This window comes from Maribacter sp. PR66, from assembly GCF_028464205.1.
GTDB lineage: Bacteria > Bacteroidota > Bacteroidia > Flavobacteriales > Flavobacteriaceae > Maribacter > Maribacter flavus.
The window spans coordinates 118951-139170 of record NZ_JAQPCH010000006.1 but is presented as its reverse complement, the minus strand read 5'-3'; the positions used below and the strand labels follow the sequence as shown (position 1 = coordinate 139170).

The following is a 20220-nucleotide window of genomic DNA, read 5'->3' as shown; positions in this document are numbered from 1 at the left end:
AATATCTCTAAACCCTCTATGGCTATGAAAGTTTTAAAAAATATTCTTATGTTTTGCGGTGTGCTTTTTATTGTTGGCACCTTGGTCTTTGCAACGAAATCCACCGAGTTTTCAAATAACGACCCGAAAAAAGTGGTTGCCAATGATTCTATTGAAAAGAACGTTGCGTCTGAGTACCGCATTTCATCTATTGATATCCCCCAAGATTTAAATTTCGCGGGCGAAATTGTTCCCCAGGAAGATCCGGAGATTATGGAGCGTATAGATCGTGAATTTTTGGTGAATACTTATTGGCAATCGAACGCGCTATTATTGATGAAGCGTGCCCATAAATATTTTCCTGTTATCGAACCCATTCTGGCCAAAAATGGCATCCCTGACGATTTTAAGTATTTGGCCGTTGCCGAAAGCGGACTCACCAATGTCGTTTCGCCTGCCGGAGCTACCGGTTTTTGGCAGATCATGCGGGAGACAGGAAGGGAATATGGGCTGGAAATCAATTCCAACGTGGACGAAAGGTACCATTTAGAAAAATCCACCGAAGTAGCCTGCAAATATTTAAACAGATGGAAGGATAAATATGGCAGTTGGTCCTTGACAGCGGCGGCCTACAATGCAGGTCCAGGTTCTATCAATAAGTATATGGGAATCCAGCAAGTTGATAACTACTGGGATTTATTATTGGGCGATGAAACAGGAAGGTACGTATTTAGAATCCTTGCCATTAAGGAAATACTTTCCAATCCCGAAAAATATGGATTTCATTTGGAAAAAGACGACTATTATACCGCAGTACCCACTTTTACCGTGGAAATCGACGAACCCGTTGCCAGCTTTGCCGATTTTGCCCAGCAATATGAAATCAACTACAAAATTTTAAAAAGACATAATCCTTGGCTACGGGAACCACATCTTAATAATAGTTCACGTAAAAAGTACGCTATTGAAATCCCAAATAAGGGATATTATAAGGAAACAAAGTAATTAAGGAACGCTTTTAGATTTTCTTCATTTGTTGCTGCATCATTCGGATCTGTTTGGTGAGCATATTGTTCTTGTCCAATTTTTTGGCCTCGTTCAACAAGGTGGTAGCCTCCCTTTTTCTGCGTTTTTGCATGGAGATACCGGCAAGGCTCAGTTTTGCCATGGCAACATCATAATCCATTGTGAGGCCTAGTTTCAGAGCTCTTCTAAAATATTTCTCGGCCTGGGTCAGGTTGGTTTGGGAGTGGATAATCCCATGAAGATAGTTATAGTAGCCTTGCTGTTTTTTTATTAAGGCACTTTCTGGATTTTTGATTTTGGAAAGCCATTTTTCGGTTCCGGCAAGATCTTGTTTCCGCATCCTTAAAAAGGCCAATAGGATAATTTCGTTCCTAAAATACAGGAAGATGAAAATGAGCGAGAGAAGAATCAAGAAAATTCCGTTACCTATATTTCCCTCTATAAATTGGTATATGGCATACGCAATGATAAGCCCGGCAATGACAAGTTTTATGTTTTTATTGAACATCTATAAATATGATTTAAATAAATTGGGTTTGCCTATAATTTAGAATTGATCAAGAACAATAAACCCATGGAATTTGATTCGGGCAAAATTAGGGAAAACCTAGCTTTTTGAAAGAATGGATTTATTAAAATATTTTTTTCGATACCTCTTGCCAAAGACAAAACTCTTTGTATATTTGCACCCGGTTTTACCTATGCATTAGTAGGAATTCAAACGATAACATTCAGCGATTAAAAATATAGGCGATGAGTAAGAGAACATTTCAACCATCTAAGAGAAAGAGAAAAAATAAGCACGGATTCCGTGAGCGTATGGCGTCGGTCAATGGAAGAAAGGTTCTTGCCAGAAGAAGGGCAAAAGGTAGAAAAAAACTAACCGTATCCTCTGAGCCACGACACAAAAAGTAATGACTTGTAGATAACTTTTAAAAAAAGGTGCTGCTTCTTTAAGTTCAGCACCTTTTTTTTGACCTAATTTTGAAAATTTAGATAACGAGAAACTAGTATTGGAATGCCTAAAAGAAAAGATTTAAATTCAATTTTGATTATTGGTTCAGGGCCAATTATTATTGGTCAGGCTTGTGAGTTCGATTATGCGGGAAGTCAGTCCCTCCGTTCCTTAAGGGAGGACGGTATAGAGACAATTTTGATCAATAGTAACCCGGCCACTATTATGACCGATCCTTCCATGGCGGATCATGTCTACTTGAAACCCTTGACCACAAAATCAATTGTTGAAATCTTAAAGGCACATCCACAAATCGATGCCGTACTACCCACCATGGGAGGTCAGACTGCACTAAACCTTTGTATAGAGGCCGATAAAAAAGGTATCTGGGAAGATTTTGGCGTAGAGCTTATTGGGGTAGATATCGATGCAATAAATATTACGGAGGATCGTGAAAAGTTCCGCGAACTGATGTTGAAAATCGGTGTTGGGATGGCGCCACAGGCTACCGCGACTTCTTTCTTAAAGGGAAAGGAAATCGCTCAGGAATTCGGTTTTCCCTTGGTTATCAGGGCCTCCTACACCTTGGGCGGGGCAGGAGCTTCCATCGTTTACAGGCCCGAGGATTTTGACGCTTTGTTGAGCCACGGATTGGAAATTTCACCTATACACGAGGTAATGATAGACAAGGCCTTAATGGGCTGGAAGGAATATGAATTGGAGCTGTTGCGGGACAAGAATGACAATGTGGTCATCATCTGTACCATTGAAAATATGGATCCCATGGGAATCCATACAGGTGATTCCATCACCGTAGCACCCGCTATGACCTTATCCGATAGGACCTTCCAAAGAATGCGGGATATGGCGATTAAAATGATGCGCAGTATCGGCGATTTCGAGGGCGGTTGTAATGTTCAGTTTGCCGTGAGTCCGGATGAAAAGGAAGATATCATAGCCATTGAAATCAACCCTAGGGTTTCGAGATCATCGGCCTTGGCTTCAAAAGCAACCGGGTATCCCATTGCAAAGGTCGCCACAAAACTGGCCATTGGCTATAGCTTGGACGAATTGGAGAATCAGATTACCAAATCCACATCGGCCTTGTTCGAACCTACCTTGGATTATGTGATCGTAAAGATACCCCGTTGGAATTTTGATAAATTTGAGGGGTCTGACCGTACCTTGGGACTTCAAATGAAATCCGTTGGGGAGGTTATGGGAATTGGGCGTTCTTTCCAAGAAGCTTTACATAAAGCAACGCAATCCCTTGAAATTAAGCGAAATGGCTTAGGTGCCGATGGGAAAGGGTATAAGGATTATGACCAGATAATTAGCAAGCTTACCATACCTAGTTGGGACAGGGTATTCGTCATCTATGATGCCATTCAGATGGGCATTCCACTGAGCAGGATCCATGATATAACCAAAATAGATATGTGGTTCCTGAAGCAGTACGAGGAGTTATATCAACTGGAAAAAGAGATATCAAAATATACCATTGCGACCCTATCCAAAGAACTTTTATTGGAAGCCAAGCAAAAAGGTTTTGCGGATAGGCAGATTGCCCATATGCTGGATTGCTACGAAAGTGAGGTCTACAACAAGCGTACCGAGCTGAATGTTAATAGGGTATACAAACTGGTGGATACCTGTGCGGCAGAGTTCAAGGCGATGACGCCGTATTACTATTCGACCTTTGAGGAGGAGATCGAAAAGCCGGATGGTACACGGTACGTGGAGAATGACAGCGTAGTGACCGATAGAAAGAAAATCGTGGTTCTCGGCTCGGGACCCAACCGGATAGGGCAGGGGATAGAGTTCGATTATTGCTGTGTGCATGGGGTTTTGGCGGCTGCGGAATGTGGTTACGAGACCATTATGATCAACTGTAATCCGGAAACCGTTTCCACTGATTTCGATACGGCCGATAAACTCTATTTTGAACCTGTTTTCTGGGAACATATCTACGATATCATCCGTCATGAAAATCCCGAAGGGGTGATCGTTCAGTTGGGCGGCCAGACAGCATTGAAACTGGCCGAGAAACTTTCCAAATACGGCATTAAGATTATTGGTACTAGTTTTGAATCCTTGGATTTGGCCGAGGACAGGGGAAGCTTTTCAGATCTTTTAAAAAAGAACGATATTCCATATCCTAGGTTTGGGGTAGCGGAAACGGCCGAGGAAGCGTTGACACTTGCAGATGAACTGGATTTTCCCTTGTTGGTACGCCCTTCCTACGTGTTGGGTGGACAAGGCATGAAAATCGTCATTAATAAGGAAGAATTGGAAGCCCATGTGGTGGACCTGCTTCGGAAAATCCCGAACAACAAACTGTTACTGGACCATTATCTGGATGGAGCCATTGAAGCGGAGGCAGATGCCATTTGTGATGGCAAGGATGTTTACATCATCGGTATTATGGAACATATCGAACCTTGTGGGATTCACTCGGGCGATTCCAATGCGACCTTGCCACCGTTTAACCTTGGGGAGTTTGTAATGCAACAGATTAAGGACCATACCAAAAAGATTGCTTTGGCCTTAAATACGGTCGGTCTTATTAACATACAATTTGCGATCAAGGACGATATCGTGTATATCATTGAGGCGAATCCACGGGCTTCCAGAACGGTGCCGTTTATCGCAAAAGCTTACAAGGAACCGTATGTGAACTATGCGACCAAGGTGATGTTGGGCGAAAAGAAAATAAAGGATTTTGATTTTAAACCGCATCTGGAAGGGTATGCCATCAAGCAACCTGTGTTCTCATTCAACAAGTTCCCGAATGTGAATAAAAACTTAGGGCCCGAAATGAAGAGTACCGGCGAAAGCATCCTGTTCATTGATAGCTTAAAAGATGACGAGTTCTATAACTTGTATGCGAGAAGGAAGATGTATTTGAGCAAATAAAATACGTTAAAAGCCAAAATACAAAAACCCATACCCGAAAAGGTATGGGTTTTTCTTTAGTACAACCATTTACTCACCTTGTCCCAAGGAGAAACCGCGTTGTCCATCAAATTCATACAGGTTTTCCGTTTTTATTACGTCATATCCATTTTGATACAATTTGGACAAGAGGGCAATAACCTGTTCATATTCCACGGCCATATATTGAGGTTCCATGGTTTCAATAGTAGAGGAATTTGAGACGAAGCGACACCTCCAGTGATCCGTGCAATACGTTTCTTTCAATCCCTCGGGGAACACTTTGACGCCTCTATTGGTAATCATTTTTAACTTTAGATTGTGTGATTTGATCCTCATAAGTCCCCCTCCAATCATTTCTGGGTCTTCTCCTTTCCAATCGATAAAAACATCAACACCCACAAGTTGTTTAGTTGTTTCTTTTCTTTTGTAATTGGGGATCTCTATTTTGCCCGTACCTTTAGCCAACGTGCTAACGGGCAGGTTTTTGGGAGTTTTTCCAAGGCGTTCGATGACGGCATCCGCGAAGGCTTCGGTACCCACCTTCATTTTGCTAATATTACCCTGGAATATGTCGGCCGTATGAATCCCGTCCTCTAAGGTGGTCAACCAAGCATTTTTGATTGTATCGGCCACTTCGGTCTGCCCGATATGGGCCAACATCAGAATCGCGGCATTCAATAATCCGGATGGATTGGCAATCTTTAGACCGGCAATATCGGGGGCAGATCCATGAATCGCTTCGAACATCGCTACTTTTCCTCCAATATTTGCAGAACCCGCCATCCCAACGGAGCCGGCAGTTTCGGCCACAATATCCGAAATGATATCCCCGTAAAGGTTGGAGGTAACAATGACATCGTATTCCTCTGGTACGGTAGCTAATTTTGCAGATCCTATATCGATAATTTGGGAATTGCTTTCAATTTCAGGATATTCCGCGGCAATTTCCTTAAAAACGGTATGAAACAGTCCGTCAGTGAGTTTCATGATATTGTCCTTGACCATACAGGTCACCTTTTTTCTGTTGTATGCTTTCGCATATTCAAAGGCATACCGTACGATTTTCTCACAGCCTGGCCTAGTAATCAGTTTTAGGCACTGCACAACATCATCCGTTTGTTTGTGTTCTATGCCTGCATAAAGGTCCTCTTCGTTTTCTCGAATAACCACAATGTCCATATTTGGAAAATGGGTCTTTACATAGGGATGTAGGGCACTCACGGGCCTAACATTGGCAAAAAGCCCTAATGACTTTCGCAACGTAACGTTCAAACTTTTATAACCTTTGCCCTGAGGCGTGGTAATGGGAGCCTTGAGTATGACACTATTTTTGGAAATGGCTTCCCATGCCTTTTCGTCTATTCCAGCACTGTTGCCGGACAGATAGACTTGTTCGCCAATTTCGATGGATTCCGTTTCTATGTTTGCTTTCGCAGCCTTTAAAATTCTCAAAACGGCCTTCATGATTTCCGGGCCAATTCCATCACCTTCTGCGATGACTATTTTGGTCGTTTGGCTTTGTTGTATTTTTTTCTCGGGCGCTACTGCTGGACTGTTTCTCATCTTTGTCGATTTTGTTTCCAACAAAGATCTTAAAACTAAATCATAAATTTTTATTTATATTTAATATAATAAACATTAAAATATTTTATAAATAAAAATGATACTTTATAGCCTCCTTGGTATTGAGAATTCTGACTACCCAAAGGTTTGTTTTTAAAAGGAAGTATGCCTGATACTATCTGAAGTCCATTTATAACCTTTCATTTAGGATGGCTATCATCGTTTGTATTCCCTCCCGGTAATTTCCTAATCTTAGGTTTTCATTAGGGCTGTGCTGATTGTTGTCCCTGTTTACGGTAGGGACTGTAACTGCAGGAATGCCCAAAGTGTTGACGAAGGGCGAGATAGGAATGGATCCCCCGCTCATACGGATGCGTATGGGTGTTTCTCCAAAGGCATTTTCAAGTGCACGCGTAAGCCATAGGCCTACTTCGGAATCAAAATCGGTTCGAAAGGATTGGTATGAAATTTCATGGGTTAGGGTAGCGATTTTTGGATGTTCCAACCGTTCTTCCTTGGTCGGTTCCCGATCAATGACCACATATCCTTGGGATTTAATATGATCTTTGATCAATCTAATCAATCGTTCTGGGTCCGACTCCAATACCAGTCTCACATCCAATTCCGCTACCGCGCGATCCGGAACAATTGTTCTAACTTTCTCATAGACCCATCCAGATTGCATCCCCCTAATATTCAATGATGGGTACTGAATGGCCTCCTGATAATAAGTTCCCACTTTATCCGTCTCCGCTATTTGTAGCCTTTCCATAATTTGTTCTTCGTTATCGGGTACGGCTCTTAGTATTTTTTCCGTTGTTTCATCGATTTGGATACCCTCATAAAACCCATCGATTGTTACTCGCCCTTCCTCATCTTTCATGGATGCCAGTAATCTGGAAAGTCGTAGTGCCGGATTCGGCGCATAATTTCCAAAATGCCCACTATGCTGGGGGACAACCGGACCGTATGTGGTTAGTTGCAGGGTGGCAATTCCCCTGGCCCCAAATGTCAAGGTAGGTCTATTGGTGATATGTCTTGGGCCATCGAAAATAATTAGCATATCCGCAGAAAGTAGGTCTTTGTTCCGGATTACAGCATCTGGAAGCTGCGGGGAACCCAGCTCTTCCTCAAAATCCATAATGACCTTAATATTGTAGTTGGGGGTAATTTCATTTTCACTGGTAGCATCCAGTGCCGTTAAAAACATGGAAACCGGACCTTTTGCATCACTCGCAGAACGCGCGAACACGCGCCAATCATCATGATAATCCTTGACAGATTCCCAAGAAATGGGAACCCAATCTCCTGAATTGTTCAATTTTTTTAGTGTTGGAATATATGGACTCTGCTGAAACCATTTTGTGGAATCCACAGGTTGTCCGTCAACCTGTAAGTAGATTAGAACGGTTTTTTTGGCATTTTTATGTTTCCTTTCGGCAAGTAATAAGGGAACAGTTGTGGTCTTCAATCTTTGTGTTGAAAACCCTCTATTACCGAAAGCTTTCTCACACCAATGTACGTTTTTTTCTATGTATTCCTTGAAAAATGCATCGTTTGGAATACTCAAAAGCTCCTTTAACATTGGAAAGGAAGTTATAGTATATTGATGGGCTAGTTCCTTAATTTGATCCCTTTGCAGTTTTTGACCGAATTGCTTCTTTGGGATTAGGAAAAAAACTAGAATAAAAAGTGTGGTGGTGCGAACTAACTTGAACATTTGGTGATTTTTTACGAAAAATACGTAAAATGTAGTTCTTAAATGCGGATTCGCTTGGAGCTTATAAATCAATATACAGCTGCCAAATCAAAAACGTTCTTCCGAATATGACTGGAAAACGGCTTACAAATGAAAGGGAAATTCGGTGAAACATGTTAACGAACCTTTTCAAATTCAATTGAACCAAACCGCATACCTTTTCCGACGTAATTCCAAGGCTAGCATACGTTCCATCTTTAGGGCTTCTTCCTTTGTAGCAATAGGTTTTATTTGGTTATAAAGGCTTCCACGTAGATATAGTCCATATTTTTTTACGATAGTGGAAGAAATATCTACACCCTTTTTACTTAAAACACCGTTTTTATGCTGTTCAAAGCGCTCCTTGGGAGTTTTACTGGTCATTCCTACATACAGGCATTCCAAAACCCCATTGAACTGAGGGTTTGCTTCCCGAAACTTTCTATGTTCCGTAAAAACCTTTTTATGCAGTTCTACTACGTAGATACTATAGGGCATATTCAACAGAGCGCATTATTCCTTTTCCCATTCCGTATGATAAATTCCCTCCCTGTCCAATCGCTCGTAGGTGTGCGACCCAAAATAATCCCTTTGGGCCTGTATCAGGTTCAGGGGCAGTCTACTGGATGTATAGGCGTCAAAATAGGTGAGGGAATTGGAAAGTCCGGGTAACGGAATCCCATTTTTGGCTCCGTAAGCGACCAGTTCCCTAGCCGAATCTACCGTGCCCTGTACCTTTTCGACGAAAGTTGGAGACATCAACAGATTTGCTAACGAGGGGTTGGTTTCAAAAGCTTCCGAAATATCCGCCAAAAGTCCGGCCCTTATGATACATCCGGCACGCCATATTTTGGCAATTTCTGCAATATTCAAATCGTAACCGTACTCTTTGGACGCATCTGCCAATTGATGTAATCCCTGGGCATAGGTGATAATAAAGGAAAAGTACAGGGATTCTTCCGCCAATTTTTCCATGGTGGCCTTATCCATTTTTTCCACCTTGGGTCGGTCGTACAGCCTATCGGCCTCGATTCGCTCGTCCTTTAGAGCCGAAATTTCGCGCATACTTACAGCAATATCTATGGATGGAACGGGTATACCCAAATCCATTGCGTTCTGGCTGGTCCATTTGCCCGTTCCTTTTTGCTTCGCCTTGTCCAGGATTTGATCGACCAAACGTCCTTCGGCCAAATCGTCCTCCTGCTCAAAGATTTCTGAGGTAATCTCCACTAAAAAAGACTGCAATCGACCTTTGTTCCATGCATCAAAGGTTTTGTGAAGTTCATCATTGTTGTAATCAGCTCCCTTTTTTAGTATATCATAGAGTTCCGAAGTTAACTGCATCAGGCCATATTCTATACCATTATGCACCATTTTCACATAGTTCCCGGCCGATTTGGGTCCCAAATACGCTACGCAAGGTTCCCCTTGATATTTTGCCGCAACTGCCTCAAAAATCGGTTTTACATGCTGATAGGCTTCCCTGTTTCCACCTGGCATGATGCTTGGACCTTTACGGGCTCCCTTGGCGCCACCAGAAACGCCGGCACCAAAGAAATTGATGCCTTTTTTGGCTAGGTAAGCTTCCCGTCGATCTGTATCGGTGTAAAAGGAGTTTCCTCCATCAATGATCAAATCGCCCTCATCCAAATTGGGTAGAAGGGATTCAATGACCATATCTACGATTTTGCCAGCAGGCACCAGCAGCATAATTTTTCTAGGGGTAGAAAGTGCTTCCAAGAAGGTTTTGCTATCGGTTGACGCATTTACTTTGCTTGTATCCCCACCTTCCTTAATAAGGGCATTTACCTTCTCCGGGTCCAAATCATTGCCATAAGCCGTAAATCCGTTGTCCGATACGTTCAAAATAAAATTACGGCCCATTACACCAAGCCCCACCATGCCAAAATCATATTTCATATCCATAAAATGTTATTTCCTGATAACTCCTTTATTTCAAAAGTAAGCGAAAAATATCTATAATTCCCTGCATATTCAAACCAACTCATTGGTATTGGCAATGGTTTTCGATACTTTTAGGCTTCAAATAAAAAATTGATGAAGAGGAAAACGGAAAATCAAATGTTGGTCATTTTTGGTGCTTCTGGGGATCTGACCGCAAGGAAATTGGTGCCGGCATTGTACAGCCTTTACGCTGAAGACCAATTGCCCGAGCATTTTGTTGTGTTGGGAACGAGCAGAAGTGATATGACAGATGCGGATTTTCGAAACCAAGTTGTACTAGAAAGCGACTATTTAAAGGAAAAGCTGAAAAATTCTGACGAAGCCAAAACCAAGAAGTTTGCGGAAATGTTTTTCTATCAAGACCTTGGTGAATCCTATGGTGTGGATTATGCCTCTTTGAGAGAACGGGTAGGCCAATTGAACGATGAAAAGAGAACACAGGGTAATATTATGTATTATTTATCCACTCCTCCAAGGCTTTACGAAACCATTGCCAAAAACTTGGCGGAGGCTGGCCTTAGCACTCAAAACAATGGATGGAAGCGTTTGATAGTCGAGAAACCCTTTGGTTATAGCCTGGAGACCGCCAAAGCTTTGAACCAAGGGCTTCAGGAGCATTTTAAGGAATCCCAGATTTATCGTATAGACCATTATTTGGGAAAGGAAACGGTGCAAAACCTATTAGTGACCCGTTTCGCCAATAGTATTTTTGAACCTTTATGGAACAGGAACTATATAAAACATGTAGAAATTACAAATGCAGAAAGTGTGGGCGTTGAAAAGCGCGGCGGTTATTACGATAAATCAGGGGCACTTAGGGATATGTTCCAAAACCATTTACTTCAAATAGTATCCCTTATCGTCATGGAACCGCCAATAGGGGACGAGCCGGAGGAAATTAGGGATGAGAAGGTAAAGGCATTGAAATCCCTAAGGATTATGCGAGATGAAAAGACTTTGCATGATAATACCATCCGTGCCCAATATATAGCATCAGATATTCAAGGAAAAATAGTAAAGGGCTACAGGGAAGAGGAGGACGTTGACGCAGAATCCACCACGGAGACCTTTGCCGCCATTAAATTTTTTGTGGACAATTGGAGCTGGAAGGACGTTCCTTTTTATGTACGTACCGCTAAGAGAATGCCTACCAAAGTTACCGAAGTGGTCATACATTTTAAGAGTCCACACCATCAGATATTTAAAGAATCAGGTATTCAGAACAAGGACAATAAATTGATTATCAGGATACAACCTGATGAAGGTATCTTAATAAAATTTGGTGTCAAGGTACCGGGACAAGGATTTAAAGTAGAACGTGCCAACCTTGACTTCTATTATTCCAGTTTGATGGAGGCGCATGTAATGGAGGCCTATGAACGATTACTTTTAGACGCTATGCAAGGCGATGCCACCTTGTACGCCCGGGCAGACGAGGTGGAGGCCGCATGGGAATTCGTAGATCCTATTTTGGACTATTGGCAAAATGGAAAGGACGTGCGGATGTACGGCTACCCCTCTGGTACTTGGGGCCCAAGAAATTCTGATGAATTGATTGAAGGGGAGGGGTATTGGAGAAATCCAGGAGAGAACCTTACGGACGATGAGAACTATTGTGTTCTTTGTTAAACAACTACAGTATGGAATTAAATGTATATACCGATAAAAAGACGGTAGCGCTTGAATTCTCGAAATTCTTGGCCAAAATTATTAAGGAACGAGATAAAGTACATATTGCGCTCTCCGGGGGAAGTACACCCAAAATAGTGTTCGATGTCTTGGCTTCTTCCTTTAAGGATAAAATTGATTGGGCGAAGGTTCATTTTTACTGGGGCGACGAGCGTTGTGTGCCTCCAACGGGTGCCGAAAGTAATTATAGGATGACGGTTGCCCATTTATTGTCCAAAATCGAACTACCGGAAACAAATATCCACCGCATCAAGGGCGAGAATGACCCCAATGAAGAAGCGCTACGTTATTCGAAATTGCTCGATGAGAAACTTCCTCATGTTGACGGCATACCCCAATTTGATCTGGTCATATTGGGTATGGGCGATGACGGACATACGGCCTCCATATTTCCCCACGAAATTCAATTATGGGATTCCGATATGAATTGTGAAGTCGCGATTCATCCGGATTCCGGGCAGCGTAGGGTAACCATTACCGGAAAAATCATCAACCACGCAAAAACAGTGGCTTTATTGGTAACCGGGGCTGGAAAATCTGAAAAAGTGAGGATAATTACCCAACGAGAATCGGGATACGAAGCATATCCAGCATCTTTGGTAAACCCAAGTTCTAATGAATTGTTATGGTTTTTAGACGAAGATGCAGCTTCGGAAATTTCTTAGGAACCTAGTTCCAATCTGCAGTTTTCGTTTTGTAGCTCCACCAAATACTGGTCGGCTTTAAAATTATAGGATTCAAACTTGGTATCCCGTTCCTTTGCCTCCAGTTTGCGGTATTTGCTTCGGGCGAATCGTCGAACACCTTGCTTGTCCGTCACGATCAATCCAGGTACGGGAACGCTATTCCCATTTTCATCCTTGGCGACCATGGTAAAATAGGAGGAATTGCAATGCCGTTTCTTTCCCGTGGTGATATTTTCGGAATCCACCCGAACACCAACCACCATGGAGGTTTTTCCCGTATAATTGATGGATGCCCTAAGAGTAACCAATTCCCCAACGTCTATAGGGTTCAAAAAATCCACCCGATTCACCGAAGCAGTTACACAATAACGTTGTGAATGTTTGGACGCGCAGGCAAAGGCAATTTGATCCATTAAGTTAAGGATATGTCCGCCATGTACTTTTCCACCAAAATTGGAGTGGGAGGGCAGCATGAGCTCAGTAATCGAAACTTGGGAGTCCTTTACAGTTTTAAATTCTTGCATTAGTTTCTAAAATGTGGGGATTGCTCCTGTTCGACATGGGTTATAAAGTATTTGGTATCGCCCAACCAAAAGAAGGTAGCATAGCGCTCCGTGTAATTGACTTTCACGTACTGACCTTGGTATTCCTTTAGTTTTTCAATGACCTCCTTATCCTTATCCAATACGGAAAAAGCAAAAATCTGCGCCCCGGAAATCCCTTGGCTTATTTCACCCTCCCAAGTTTTTACCAAAACACCCTTATTACTGATTTTTATAAGTTCTCCAGAGCGCACGCCCTCACTGTAGGGAACAAAGTAGATAAAGGCATAGATCAAGGCAAGCAGCACCGCACAACCGCCAAGAAAGAGGAATAATATTCGCTTCATATAATTATAGATTTAACCTAGGTTCCTGTTCTTCCTCAAAATCATCTTCTTTGGCCCTTTTGAGAATGGGTTCAGGAAGTGATTTTTTGGCCTTGGCGCCCATTTTTTTCAATTTCTCAATACTCGTAATGATATTACCGCGACCCTCAAACAATTTGTTCATGGCGCCTTTGTATTCGGATTTTGCCTCGTCCATTTTTTTACCCACTTTCGTAAGGTCGGACACAAATCCCTCGAATTTATCATATAAGGCGCCTGCCTGTTTGGCAATCTCTATCGCATTTCTTTGTTGCTTTTCGTTGTTCCACATGCTATCTATAGTGCGTAAGGTAGCCAATAGGGTAGATGGGGTAACAATAACGATATTCTGTTCAAAAGCCTTATTGTACAAGGTGTTGTCGTTGTTAATGGCAATGGCAAAGGCCGGTTCAATGGGCACGAACATAAGGACAAAATCCGGACTCTCCATTTCGTAGAGATCTTCATATTTCTTGGCGGACAATTGGTCCACATGCCTACGGAGCGAATTGATATGATCCTTCAGAAATTTTTCCTGAAATTCCTCCTCCGCATTGATATAACGTTCATAGTCGGTGAGGGACACCTTGGAATCCACGATCATTTTTTTGCCATCCGGGAGGTTGATGATGACATCTGGCATTACCCTGGATCCGTCTTCGCGGGTAAAACTCTGCTGTACACTGTATTCCCGGTCCTTTTCCAAACCGGATTTTTCCAGTACACGCTCCAGTACCAACTCGCCCCAGTTCCCCTGCATTTTGCTGTCACCTTTAAGAGCTTTGGTAAGGTTTTCCGCTTCTTGGGTGATTTTCAGGTTTTGGGTCTGCAGGTTCAGTAATTGCTCTTTTAAAGCCGAATGGATACTGATATTTTCCTTCTGACTTTCCTCTACCTTTTTTTCGAAAAGTTGTATTTTTTCGTTGAGAGGAAGTAGGATGTTCCGGATATTCTTTTCGTTGCGCTCCGTGAACTTTAGGCTTTTCTCCTCTAATATTTTATTGGCCAAATTCTCGAACTCCTTGGTGAATTTCTCCTGAAGTTTTTCGACTTCCTCTTTCTGCTCCTGATTCTTCAATTGGAGGTTTTCCAAATCTGCCTGGTAGCGCACAATCTGATTGCCCAACCGCTCTTTTTCTGACCGGAGTTCCTCACGCTCGTTCTCTAGGGTCAGGTTCTTATTTTCGATTTGGGTCCTTGCAAGCTCCAATTGCCTGTTTTCTTCTTCCAGTTTACTATGGCTGGACTTGGTCTTTAAATTTTGGATATAGTGCCCCAAAAAAAAGCCAATTCCCAAGGAAAGGATTGCTATGATGATATAAAGTAATGTCTCGTTCATCGTTATTGAATACTCGAGTAAAGATACAGGTTACTTCTGAATTCGAAAAGTGCCCGTAGCTGCATCAAATTGAACGGTTTCTGTAGGAAACAATCGTTCAAACGCCTTATTTTCAATTAGTTTGCAAGGTTGGTCAAACCGATTTTCGTTTCCGTCCAAAATCAACATCGTATCACAAAGCTGAATGGCCATCTCAATTTCATGTGTCGTAAACACAAGCGTTTTATTGGTATGATGTGCAATAGATTTCAGCAGTTTTAGAATTTTGACCTTATGAAATAGGTCCAAATGCGTGGTGGGTTCGTCCAGCAAGATAATATCGGTGTCCTGGGCCAAGGCCCTGGCTATAAGGACACGCTGTAATTGTCCGTCGCTCAATTCAAAGCATTTTTTATCTCCCAGATCGTTCAGTTCCAAAACATCCAAGGCCTCACCCACTTTTTTCCTATCGTAAGGGGTCAAATTACCGAGCCAATTTGTGTAGGGTTGCCTACCCAAGGCGACCAATTCCTGTACGGTCAGGTTTTTGGAGGCCACCGGTTCCGTTAGGACGACACTGGTTCTTTTTGCGAATTGATGGGGCTTCATCTCCCCAATGGAAGTGCCATCGATACAAATGCTCCCTCCCAAGAGTGGTTGCAATTTTCCTAGGGTTCTCAATAAGGTCGACTTCCCAATACCATTCACCCCAACAATGGCCGTGCATTTACCAATACCGACCGAAAAGCTAATATTTTTGCATACCAATTTATTGGGATACCCCACCGATACATCCCTGACTTCTAAAACGCTGTTTATTTCCTTTGTCTTTTTGATATGCTTTCTTAATTAAAAAATCATCTTTCTTTTTCGTACTAATAGCCAAATGACTACCGGCGCACCCATGATGCTGGTTATGGCATTTATGGGCAATACGGCTGCCTGACCGGGTAACTGCGCGATCATGTCACAAATTAATAAAATGCAACTACCGTAGATCAGTACCGCTGGAACCAATATTTTATGGTCCGTAGTGTCAAAAATTTGCCGGGTCAAATGGGGCACGGCCAGACCGATGAAGGCAATGGGACCTGCGAATGCCGTAATACTTCCTGCCAATATTCCGGTTGCTATGATAATCAAATAGCGGGATGTTTTAAGGTTTACGCCTAGACTTTGGGCATAATTTTCCCCCAATAAATATCCGTTCAAGGATTTAATGGTACTTATGCTCAATAGGATTCCCACAAGGATCATCGCACTGAAAATACCCAATTGCGGCCATGAAAGGCCACCCATACTCCCAAAAGTCCAAAAAACATACTGTTGTAATTTTTCCGAATCCGCAAAGTAAGAAAGCACGCTTACAACCGCCGTAGTAATACTGCCAAACATCAATCCAATAATCAATAAAGCCATGGTATCCTTTACACGGGTCGCTACTCCAATGACCAAGAAAAGCACCAAAAAACTGCCCAAACTGGAGGCAATGGCCAAGGAAACATCATTTATGAAGGTGGCTGACAGCACCCCCGCGAACAACGTTATTCCCATGATAAGGATGGCTGCCCCCAAACTGGCCCCCGAGCTTATGCCCAAGACAAAAGGGCCCGCTAACGGATTTCTAAACAAGGTTTGCATGAGCAATCCGCTCAAGCCGAGTCCGGCTCCGGCTAAAACAGCCGTAAAAGCCTTAGGTACCCTATAGTTCCAAATGATATATTCCCAAGACGGATTGTCAATTTTTAAACCAAAAAGGGTTTTTAGAGTGTCTGAAAAGGAAATAGCTACGGAGCCTAAACTGATATTGACCACAATGCACACGAAAAGTATGCAAACCAGTAATAAGAAGTGAAACCTATATGTTTTTGACGGACTCAACTTATTCCAGTGGGGTAAAGAAAAACGGTTCGTATTCCGGTAAAACCTCAGGATGTAAAATATGGATAAGGTCTTTTAGTACAAGATCTGGTCTTTGAGGTGCGAGCTCATAATAAAGGATTCCGCCCGTGGCACCCTTGGTTTTGGAAAAAGTAAATATTTTCCTTTTTTGAAAAGCGTCGAACTGAGTATAATGTGTACTGGCATCCTTCATTTGCATATAACTGGTGAATTGGGCTGGTGCAATCCAGAGATCGGCATGTTGTCCTTTTTCCAGGGCATGTTCCCAACTCAGGGAAAGACTGCCAGTTTCTGGAGTATCGGCCCAAAGATAGTTTGCATTGGCATCCCTTAAAAACTGGGCGGCCCAACTTTCCCCACCCGGTAAATACCAGACATCCTTGTACATGGCACCGCTTAAAACGGTGGGTACGGTACCCGTTTTTTTGGCAATTGCAACGGCATCGTTATAGTCTTTCGCAATTTTTTTAAAAATCCGGTCGGCCTCCATTTCCTTCTCAAAAAAAGGCGCGAAGAACTTGATCCATTCCGCTTTTCCCAACGGACTTTCCTCGGTCCAATCGCCGTTGTAAACTACAGGAATATTGGCTTTTTGAAGGGTATTGTAGGTTTTGTTTTCGGCATTTATACTAAAACCGACGACCAACTCGGGTCTGAGTGCCAACACCATTTCGGCATTTAAAGATTCATTGCTACCCAATTCCTGTATCTGGCCATCATCGATTCGCTTTCTGGCATGTTTTGAGGATATGTAATCCGTATCCGGAAAGCCTATGAGTTTATCCAAAACGTCCAAAGATTCCAGCGCGGGAATATGCGTCGTAGAGGTCACCACGATGCTTTCAACCGGAGTGCCGATGATAGCATCAAACGCATCAGAATCCAAGGTTATAGTGGGCAATTTTTCCTTGGGGACAAGGGCATAGGTAAAAGCCGTTTCGGCATTAGGCCAAGGTGAGGTAATTTTAAGTATGGTAATGCCAGTATCTGATTTTTCAATGGAAACCCCCCTGGCATATTCAATGGGAACTACTGTGTAATCCGTTGTTTTATCTGCTGTTTTGGGCGTTTCCTTACAACTCCAAACCCCTAGCAGAACCAAAATGTAAATTACCCTAGTGTACTTCAATGTGGCATTGATTTTTCAGTTGCAATATCGCTGCAAGGTAACAAAAGTCACTTTCTATTACTACCGCTTCTACTAGCTTTGGTCAAAATTCCGGTCATGCGAGGATCTTCAAACACCCTTATCTACATCATTGCGGGTATTATCCTGCTGCACTTCATTATCGGTTTTATTTGGTTGACGATTAAAATGGGAAAGAAAAGGCGCGAATAAATAAATTAGTTTTACTTTCGTCCCGAATTTTGGTTCAATGGTTTGCTTTATGCCGACTATTGATTAAAAGGGAATCCGGTGTAAATCCGGAACTGTTCCCGCAACTGTAAGCTACGCCGATGCATTCGGTACGTATCGAAATCTACAAAACCACTGTTCCCAAGAATTCTGGAACGGGAAGGAACTCGATACGATGCAAGTCAGGAGACCTGCCAGATTCAAACAACTATTGTTAAACTTTCGGGATAAAGGTTTACGTATGGGGACAGACATACTATTCGCTCGAACAAGAGATTAAAGAATGTACAAAAATTTGGTAGGTTTTGGTGCCATGGCGTTGCTGTGCACCAAGGCGATTGCCCAAGATGGGCAGGCCCTTGGCATTGATCAAGGGAACAAAGACTCCGTTCAATTACACGTTTTGGACGAAGTAGTCGTAAGCGATTCTCGTTTTTCCTTAAAACGGGAAAACTCGGGAAAAACGGTCATTAAAATTTCGGCGGCCGAACTAGAAAGGAACCAAGGCCGTACCGTTGCCGAAGTCATCAACACCAAAAGTGGACTGGAGATTAATGGAACCCGAAGTTTTGCCGGTCAAAATATTTCCGTATTCGCCAGGGGCGGCAACAATCGACAGGTGTTGGTGATCATAGATGGCATCCAGGTATCGGACCCTTCCAATGTAAATGCGGAGTATGACCTGCGCTTACTGAATCTTTCACAGATAGAAAATATTGAAATCGTTAAGGGTGCTGCCAGTACCCTTTATGGGAATTCAGCGGCCACGGCCGTCATCAATATTACCACAAAGCAATCTGATGAAGATGGAATGAACCTGGAGGTCGTGTCCAATTGGGGAACGAACCAGTCCCAAACTGATCGAAACAATTCGCTTGCAGATATTTCCAACAATGTGACCATTTCCGGGAAAAATAGGGAACTAACGTTCTTGGCTTCTGGCGGACATCAATTCACGGACGGACTTTCCGCCGCCCTTGGAGAGAAAGCCGATGTTTTTTCGAGGATCGATGGAAATTTTAAAGTCGGATATCGTTTTTCCAAAAAACTTAACTCGGAAGCATCGGCCTTCTACAATAAATTGAGATCCGACTATGATAATGGATTCCCTATTGAAGATGCCGATTTTCATTTTAATAGCGAACAATCCCGATTCGGTTTGGCAAATACCTACACCTACGCCAAGGGGAGTTTGCATTTGAATACAGCCTTCAATCAAATCACAAGGGAATTTGTATCGGATTTTCCCAATTCCTTCGATTCAGAAACTTTTGTTATGGATGTATTCAACAAGTATACCTTCAACGAACGCTTTTATACCATTGTGGGTCTTAACTTGGTGAAGGGGAAGACTGTATTTACGGAGAAGGTTTCTTCCAGGAACCTAGATCCGTATTTCAATTTGGTGTATGTGAGCGATTTTGGTTTGAACGTAAACGCCGGTGCCCGATGGAACAACCACAACGAGTATGGCGCACATTGGATCTACAATCTAAATCCGTCGTATCGTATTAAATGGGATCAGGGCTATTTGAAGTTTTTGGGTTCTTTTGCCACTTCATACATCGCCCCTAATTTGTCCCAATTATACGGTCCTTTTGGTGCCAATACCGATTTGCGCCCGGAAGAAAACTCGACGTTGGAGGGTGGTATGGAAATAAGACTTTCAAAGAATTTTAGGTTCAATACCGTTTATTTTAATCGGTTGGAAAAGGAAAGAATCGAGTATGTAGTGATTGACCCGGATACCTTTGAAAGTCGGTATCAGAACAGTAAAGGAACGAATAGGGTTGATGGGGTAGAAGTGGAAGTTTCCGCGGTGTTGTTAAACGATTTGCAATTAAACGCCAATTATACGTTTACCAATTTGAGTACCGATATTACCTTACGTCTACCCAAGCATAAATGGAACGCCCAACTTGGATATACTTTTAACCAGGGAACCTATGTTTCGGTAAACTACCAACACCTGTCCGAACGACTGGACACCGATTTCAACACGTTTATGGATGTGAATTTAGCTGCTTATGGACTTTTGAATGTAACCGCCCAACATCGAATCAGTGAACATGTGCAATTGTCTGCCTCCTTGGATAATGTACTTAATGAGGATTATGTGGAACTATTAAACTATACGACTAGAGGGCGAAATTTTAGGATAGGGATGCGATTGTCACTATAGTTTACAAAAATGGCGA

At 42.6% G+C, this 20220-nt stretch carries 17 protein-coding genes and 1 riboswitch; of the genes, 6 read left to right on the top strand and 11 right to left on the bottom strand.

The annotated features are described in order from the left end of the window. The first annotated feature begins 24 nt into the window (after positions 1–24). Positions 25–984 (top strand): lytic transglycosylase domain-containing protein, encoded by a 960-nt coding sequence (locus PP181_RS12145; RefSeq protein ID WP_154918924.1) that lies wholly within the window; start codon positions 25–27, stop codon positions 982–984. A 13-nt stretch (positions 985–997) separates the two neighbouring features. Here PP181_RS12145 and PP181_RS12140 read toward each other — a convergent pair whose 3' ends face one another. Beyond that, entirely contained in the window at positions 998–1513 is a 516-nt protein-coding gene (locus tag PP181_RS12140; protein WP_272637315.1) for a DUF2892 domain-containing protein, read from the bottom strand. A 245-nt stretch (positions 1514–1758) separates the two neighbouring features. On the opposite strand from PP181_RS12140, the gene rpmH reads away from it, so the two are divergent. Together rpmH and carB are read left to right on the top strand one after the other, a co-directional pair. Further along, positions 1759–1920, top strand: coding sequence for a 50S ribosomal protein L34 (gene rpmH, locus PP181_RS12135; protein ID WP_084696363.1), 162 nt, complete (start codon positions 1759–1761; stop codon positions 1918–1920). A 103-nt stretch (positions 1921–2023) separates the two neighbouring features. Beyond that, positions 2024–4876 (top strand): carbamoyl-phosphate synthase large subunit, encoded by a 2853-nt coding sequence (gene carB / locus PP181_RS12130; RefSeq protein ID WP_154918926.1) that lies wholly within the window; start codon positions 2024–2026, stop codon positions 4874–4876. Between the two features lie 69 nt (positions 4877–4945). Here the strand turns inward: carB and PP181_RS12125 are convergent, their stop codons facing one another. From PP181_RS12125 to gndA, 4 genes are all read right to left on the bottom strand, one after another. Continuing rightward, entirely contained in the window at positions 4946–6460 is a 1515-nt protein-coding gene (locus PP181_RS12125; RefSeq protein WP_272637314.1) for an NADP-dependent isocitrate dehydrogenase, read from the bottom strand. Between the two features lie 190 nt (positions 6461–6650). Next, positions 6651–8180 carry a M20/M25/M40 family metallo-hydrolase gene (locus PP181_RS12120; RefSeq protein ID WP_272637313.1) on the bottom strand — a complete coding sequence of 510 codons (1530 nt, stop codon included), beginning with the start codon at positions 8178–8180 and terminating at the stop codon, positions 6651–6653. A 174-nt stretch (positions 8181–8354) separates the two neighbouring features. Continuing rightward, on the bottom strand, positions 8355–8696 hold the full coding sequence (locus tag PP181_RS12115) for a ribose-5-phosphate isomerase (protein ID WP_272637312.1): 342 nt from the start codon (positions 8694–8696) through the stop codon (positions 8355–8357). Positions 8697–8711: 15 nt separating this feature from the next. Beyond that, the gene (gene gndA / locus PP181_RS12110; protein WP_272637311.1) at positions 8712–10124 is read right to left on the bottom strand and encodes an NADP-dependent phosphogluconate dehydrogenase; all 1413 of its coding nucleotides are present in this window, start codon (positions 10122–10124) and stop codon (positions 8712–8714) included. A 132-nt stretch (positions 10125–10256) separates the two neighbouring features. Here gndA and zwf point away from each other — a divergent pair, with 132 nt between their 5' ends. Both zwf and pgl read left to right on the top strand, forming a co-directional pair. Next, positions 10257–11792, top strand: a complete 1536-nt coding sequence (zwf, locus tag PP181_RS12105; RefSeq protein WP_272637310.1) for a glucose-6-phosphate dehydrogenase — start codon at positions 10257–10259, stop codon at positions 11790–11792. Positions 11793–11803: 11 nt separating this feature from the next. Next, the gene (gene pgl / locus PP181_RS12100; RefSeq protein WP_272637309.1) at positions 11804–12517 is read left to right on the top strand and encodes a 6-phosphogluconolactonase; all 714 of its coding nucleotides are present in this window, start codon (positions 11804–11806) and stop codon (positions 12515–12517) included. Here pgl and PP181_RS12095 read toward each other — a convergent pair. The 6 genes from PP181_RS12095 to PP181_RS12070 form a co-directional block, all read right to left on the bottom strand. Beyond that, positions 12514–13062 (bottom strand): acyl-CoA thioesterase, encoded by a 549-nt coding sequence (locus PP181_RS12095; protein ID WP_272637308.1) that lies wholly within the window; start codon positions 13060–13062, stop codon positions 12514–12516. The two genes, pgl and PP181_RS12095, sit on opposite strands and share 4 nt — an antisense overlap. After that, positions 13062–13427, bottom strand: coding sequence for a 6-phosphogluconate dehydrogenase (locus PP181_RS12090; RefSeq protein WP_272637307.1), 366 nt, complete (start codon positions 13425–13427; stop codon positions 13062–13064). Before PP181_RS12090 ends, PP181_RS12095 begins: the two co-directional genes overlap by 1 nt. A 4-nt stretch (positions 13428–13431) precedes the next feature. Beyond that, positions 13432–14784 carry a DNA recombination protein RmuC gene (gene rmuC / locus PP181_RS12085; protein WP_154918934.1) on the bottom strand — a complete coding sequence of 451 codons (1353 nt, stop codon included), beginning with the start codon at positions 14782–14784 and terminating at the stop codon, positions 13432–13434. Positions 14785–14814: 30 nt separating this feature from the next. Further along, positions 14815–15531 carry an ABC transporter ATP-binding protein gene (locus PP181_RS12080; protein WP_246160885.1) on the bottom strand — a complete coding sequence of 239 codons (717 nt, stop codon included), beginning with the start codon at positions 15529–15531 and terminating at the stop codon, positions 14815–14817. An 81-nt stretch (positions 15532–15612) separates the two neighbouring features. Further along, positions 15613–16644, bottom strand: a complete 1032-nt coding sequence (locus PP181_RS12075) for a FecCD family ABC transporter permease (RefSeq protein WP_154918936.1) — start codon at positions 16642–16644, stop codon at positions 15613–15615. A gap of 1 nt (position 16645) precedes the next feature. Beyond that, a complete protein-coding gene (locus tag PP181_RS12070; RefSeq protein WP_272637306.1) occupies positions 16646–17794 on the bottom strand; it encodes an ABC transporter substrate-binding protein in 1149 nt (382 codons plus the stop codon). A 223-nt stretch (positions 17795–18017) separates the two neighbouring features. Further along, a riboswitch (cobalamin riboswitch) is annotated at positions 18018–18235 on the top strand. 70 nt (positions 18236–18305) lie between these two features. Between PP181_RS12070 and PP181_RS12065 the strand changes: the two genes are divergently transcribed. Further along, the gene (locus tag PP181_RS12065; RefSeq protein ID WP_272637305.1) at positions 18306–20204 is read left to right on the top strand and encodes a TonB-dependent receptor plug domain-containing protein; all 1899 of its coding nucleotides are present in this window, start codon (positions 18306–18308) and stop codon (positions 20202–20204) included. The last annotated feature ends 16 nt before the right edge of the window (positions 20205–20220 follow it).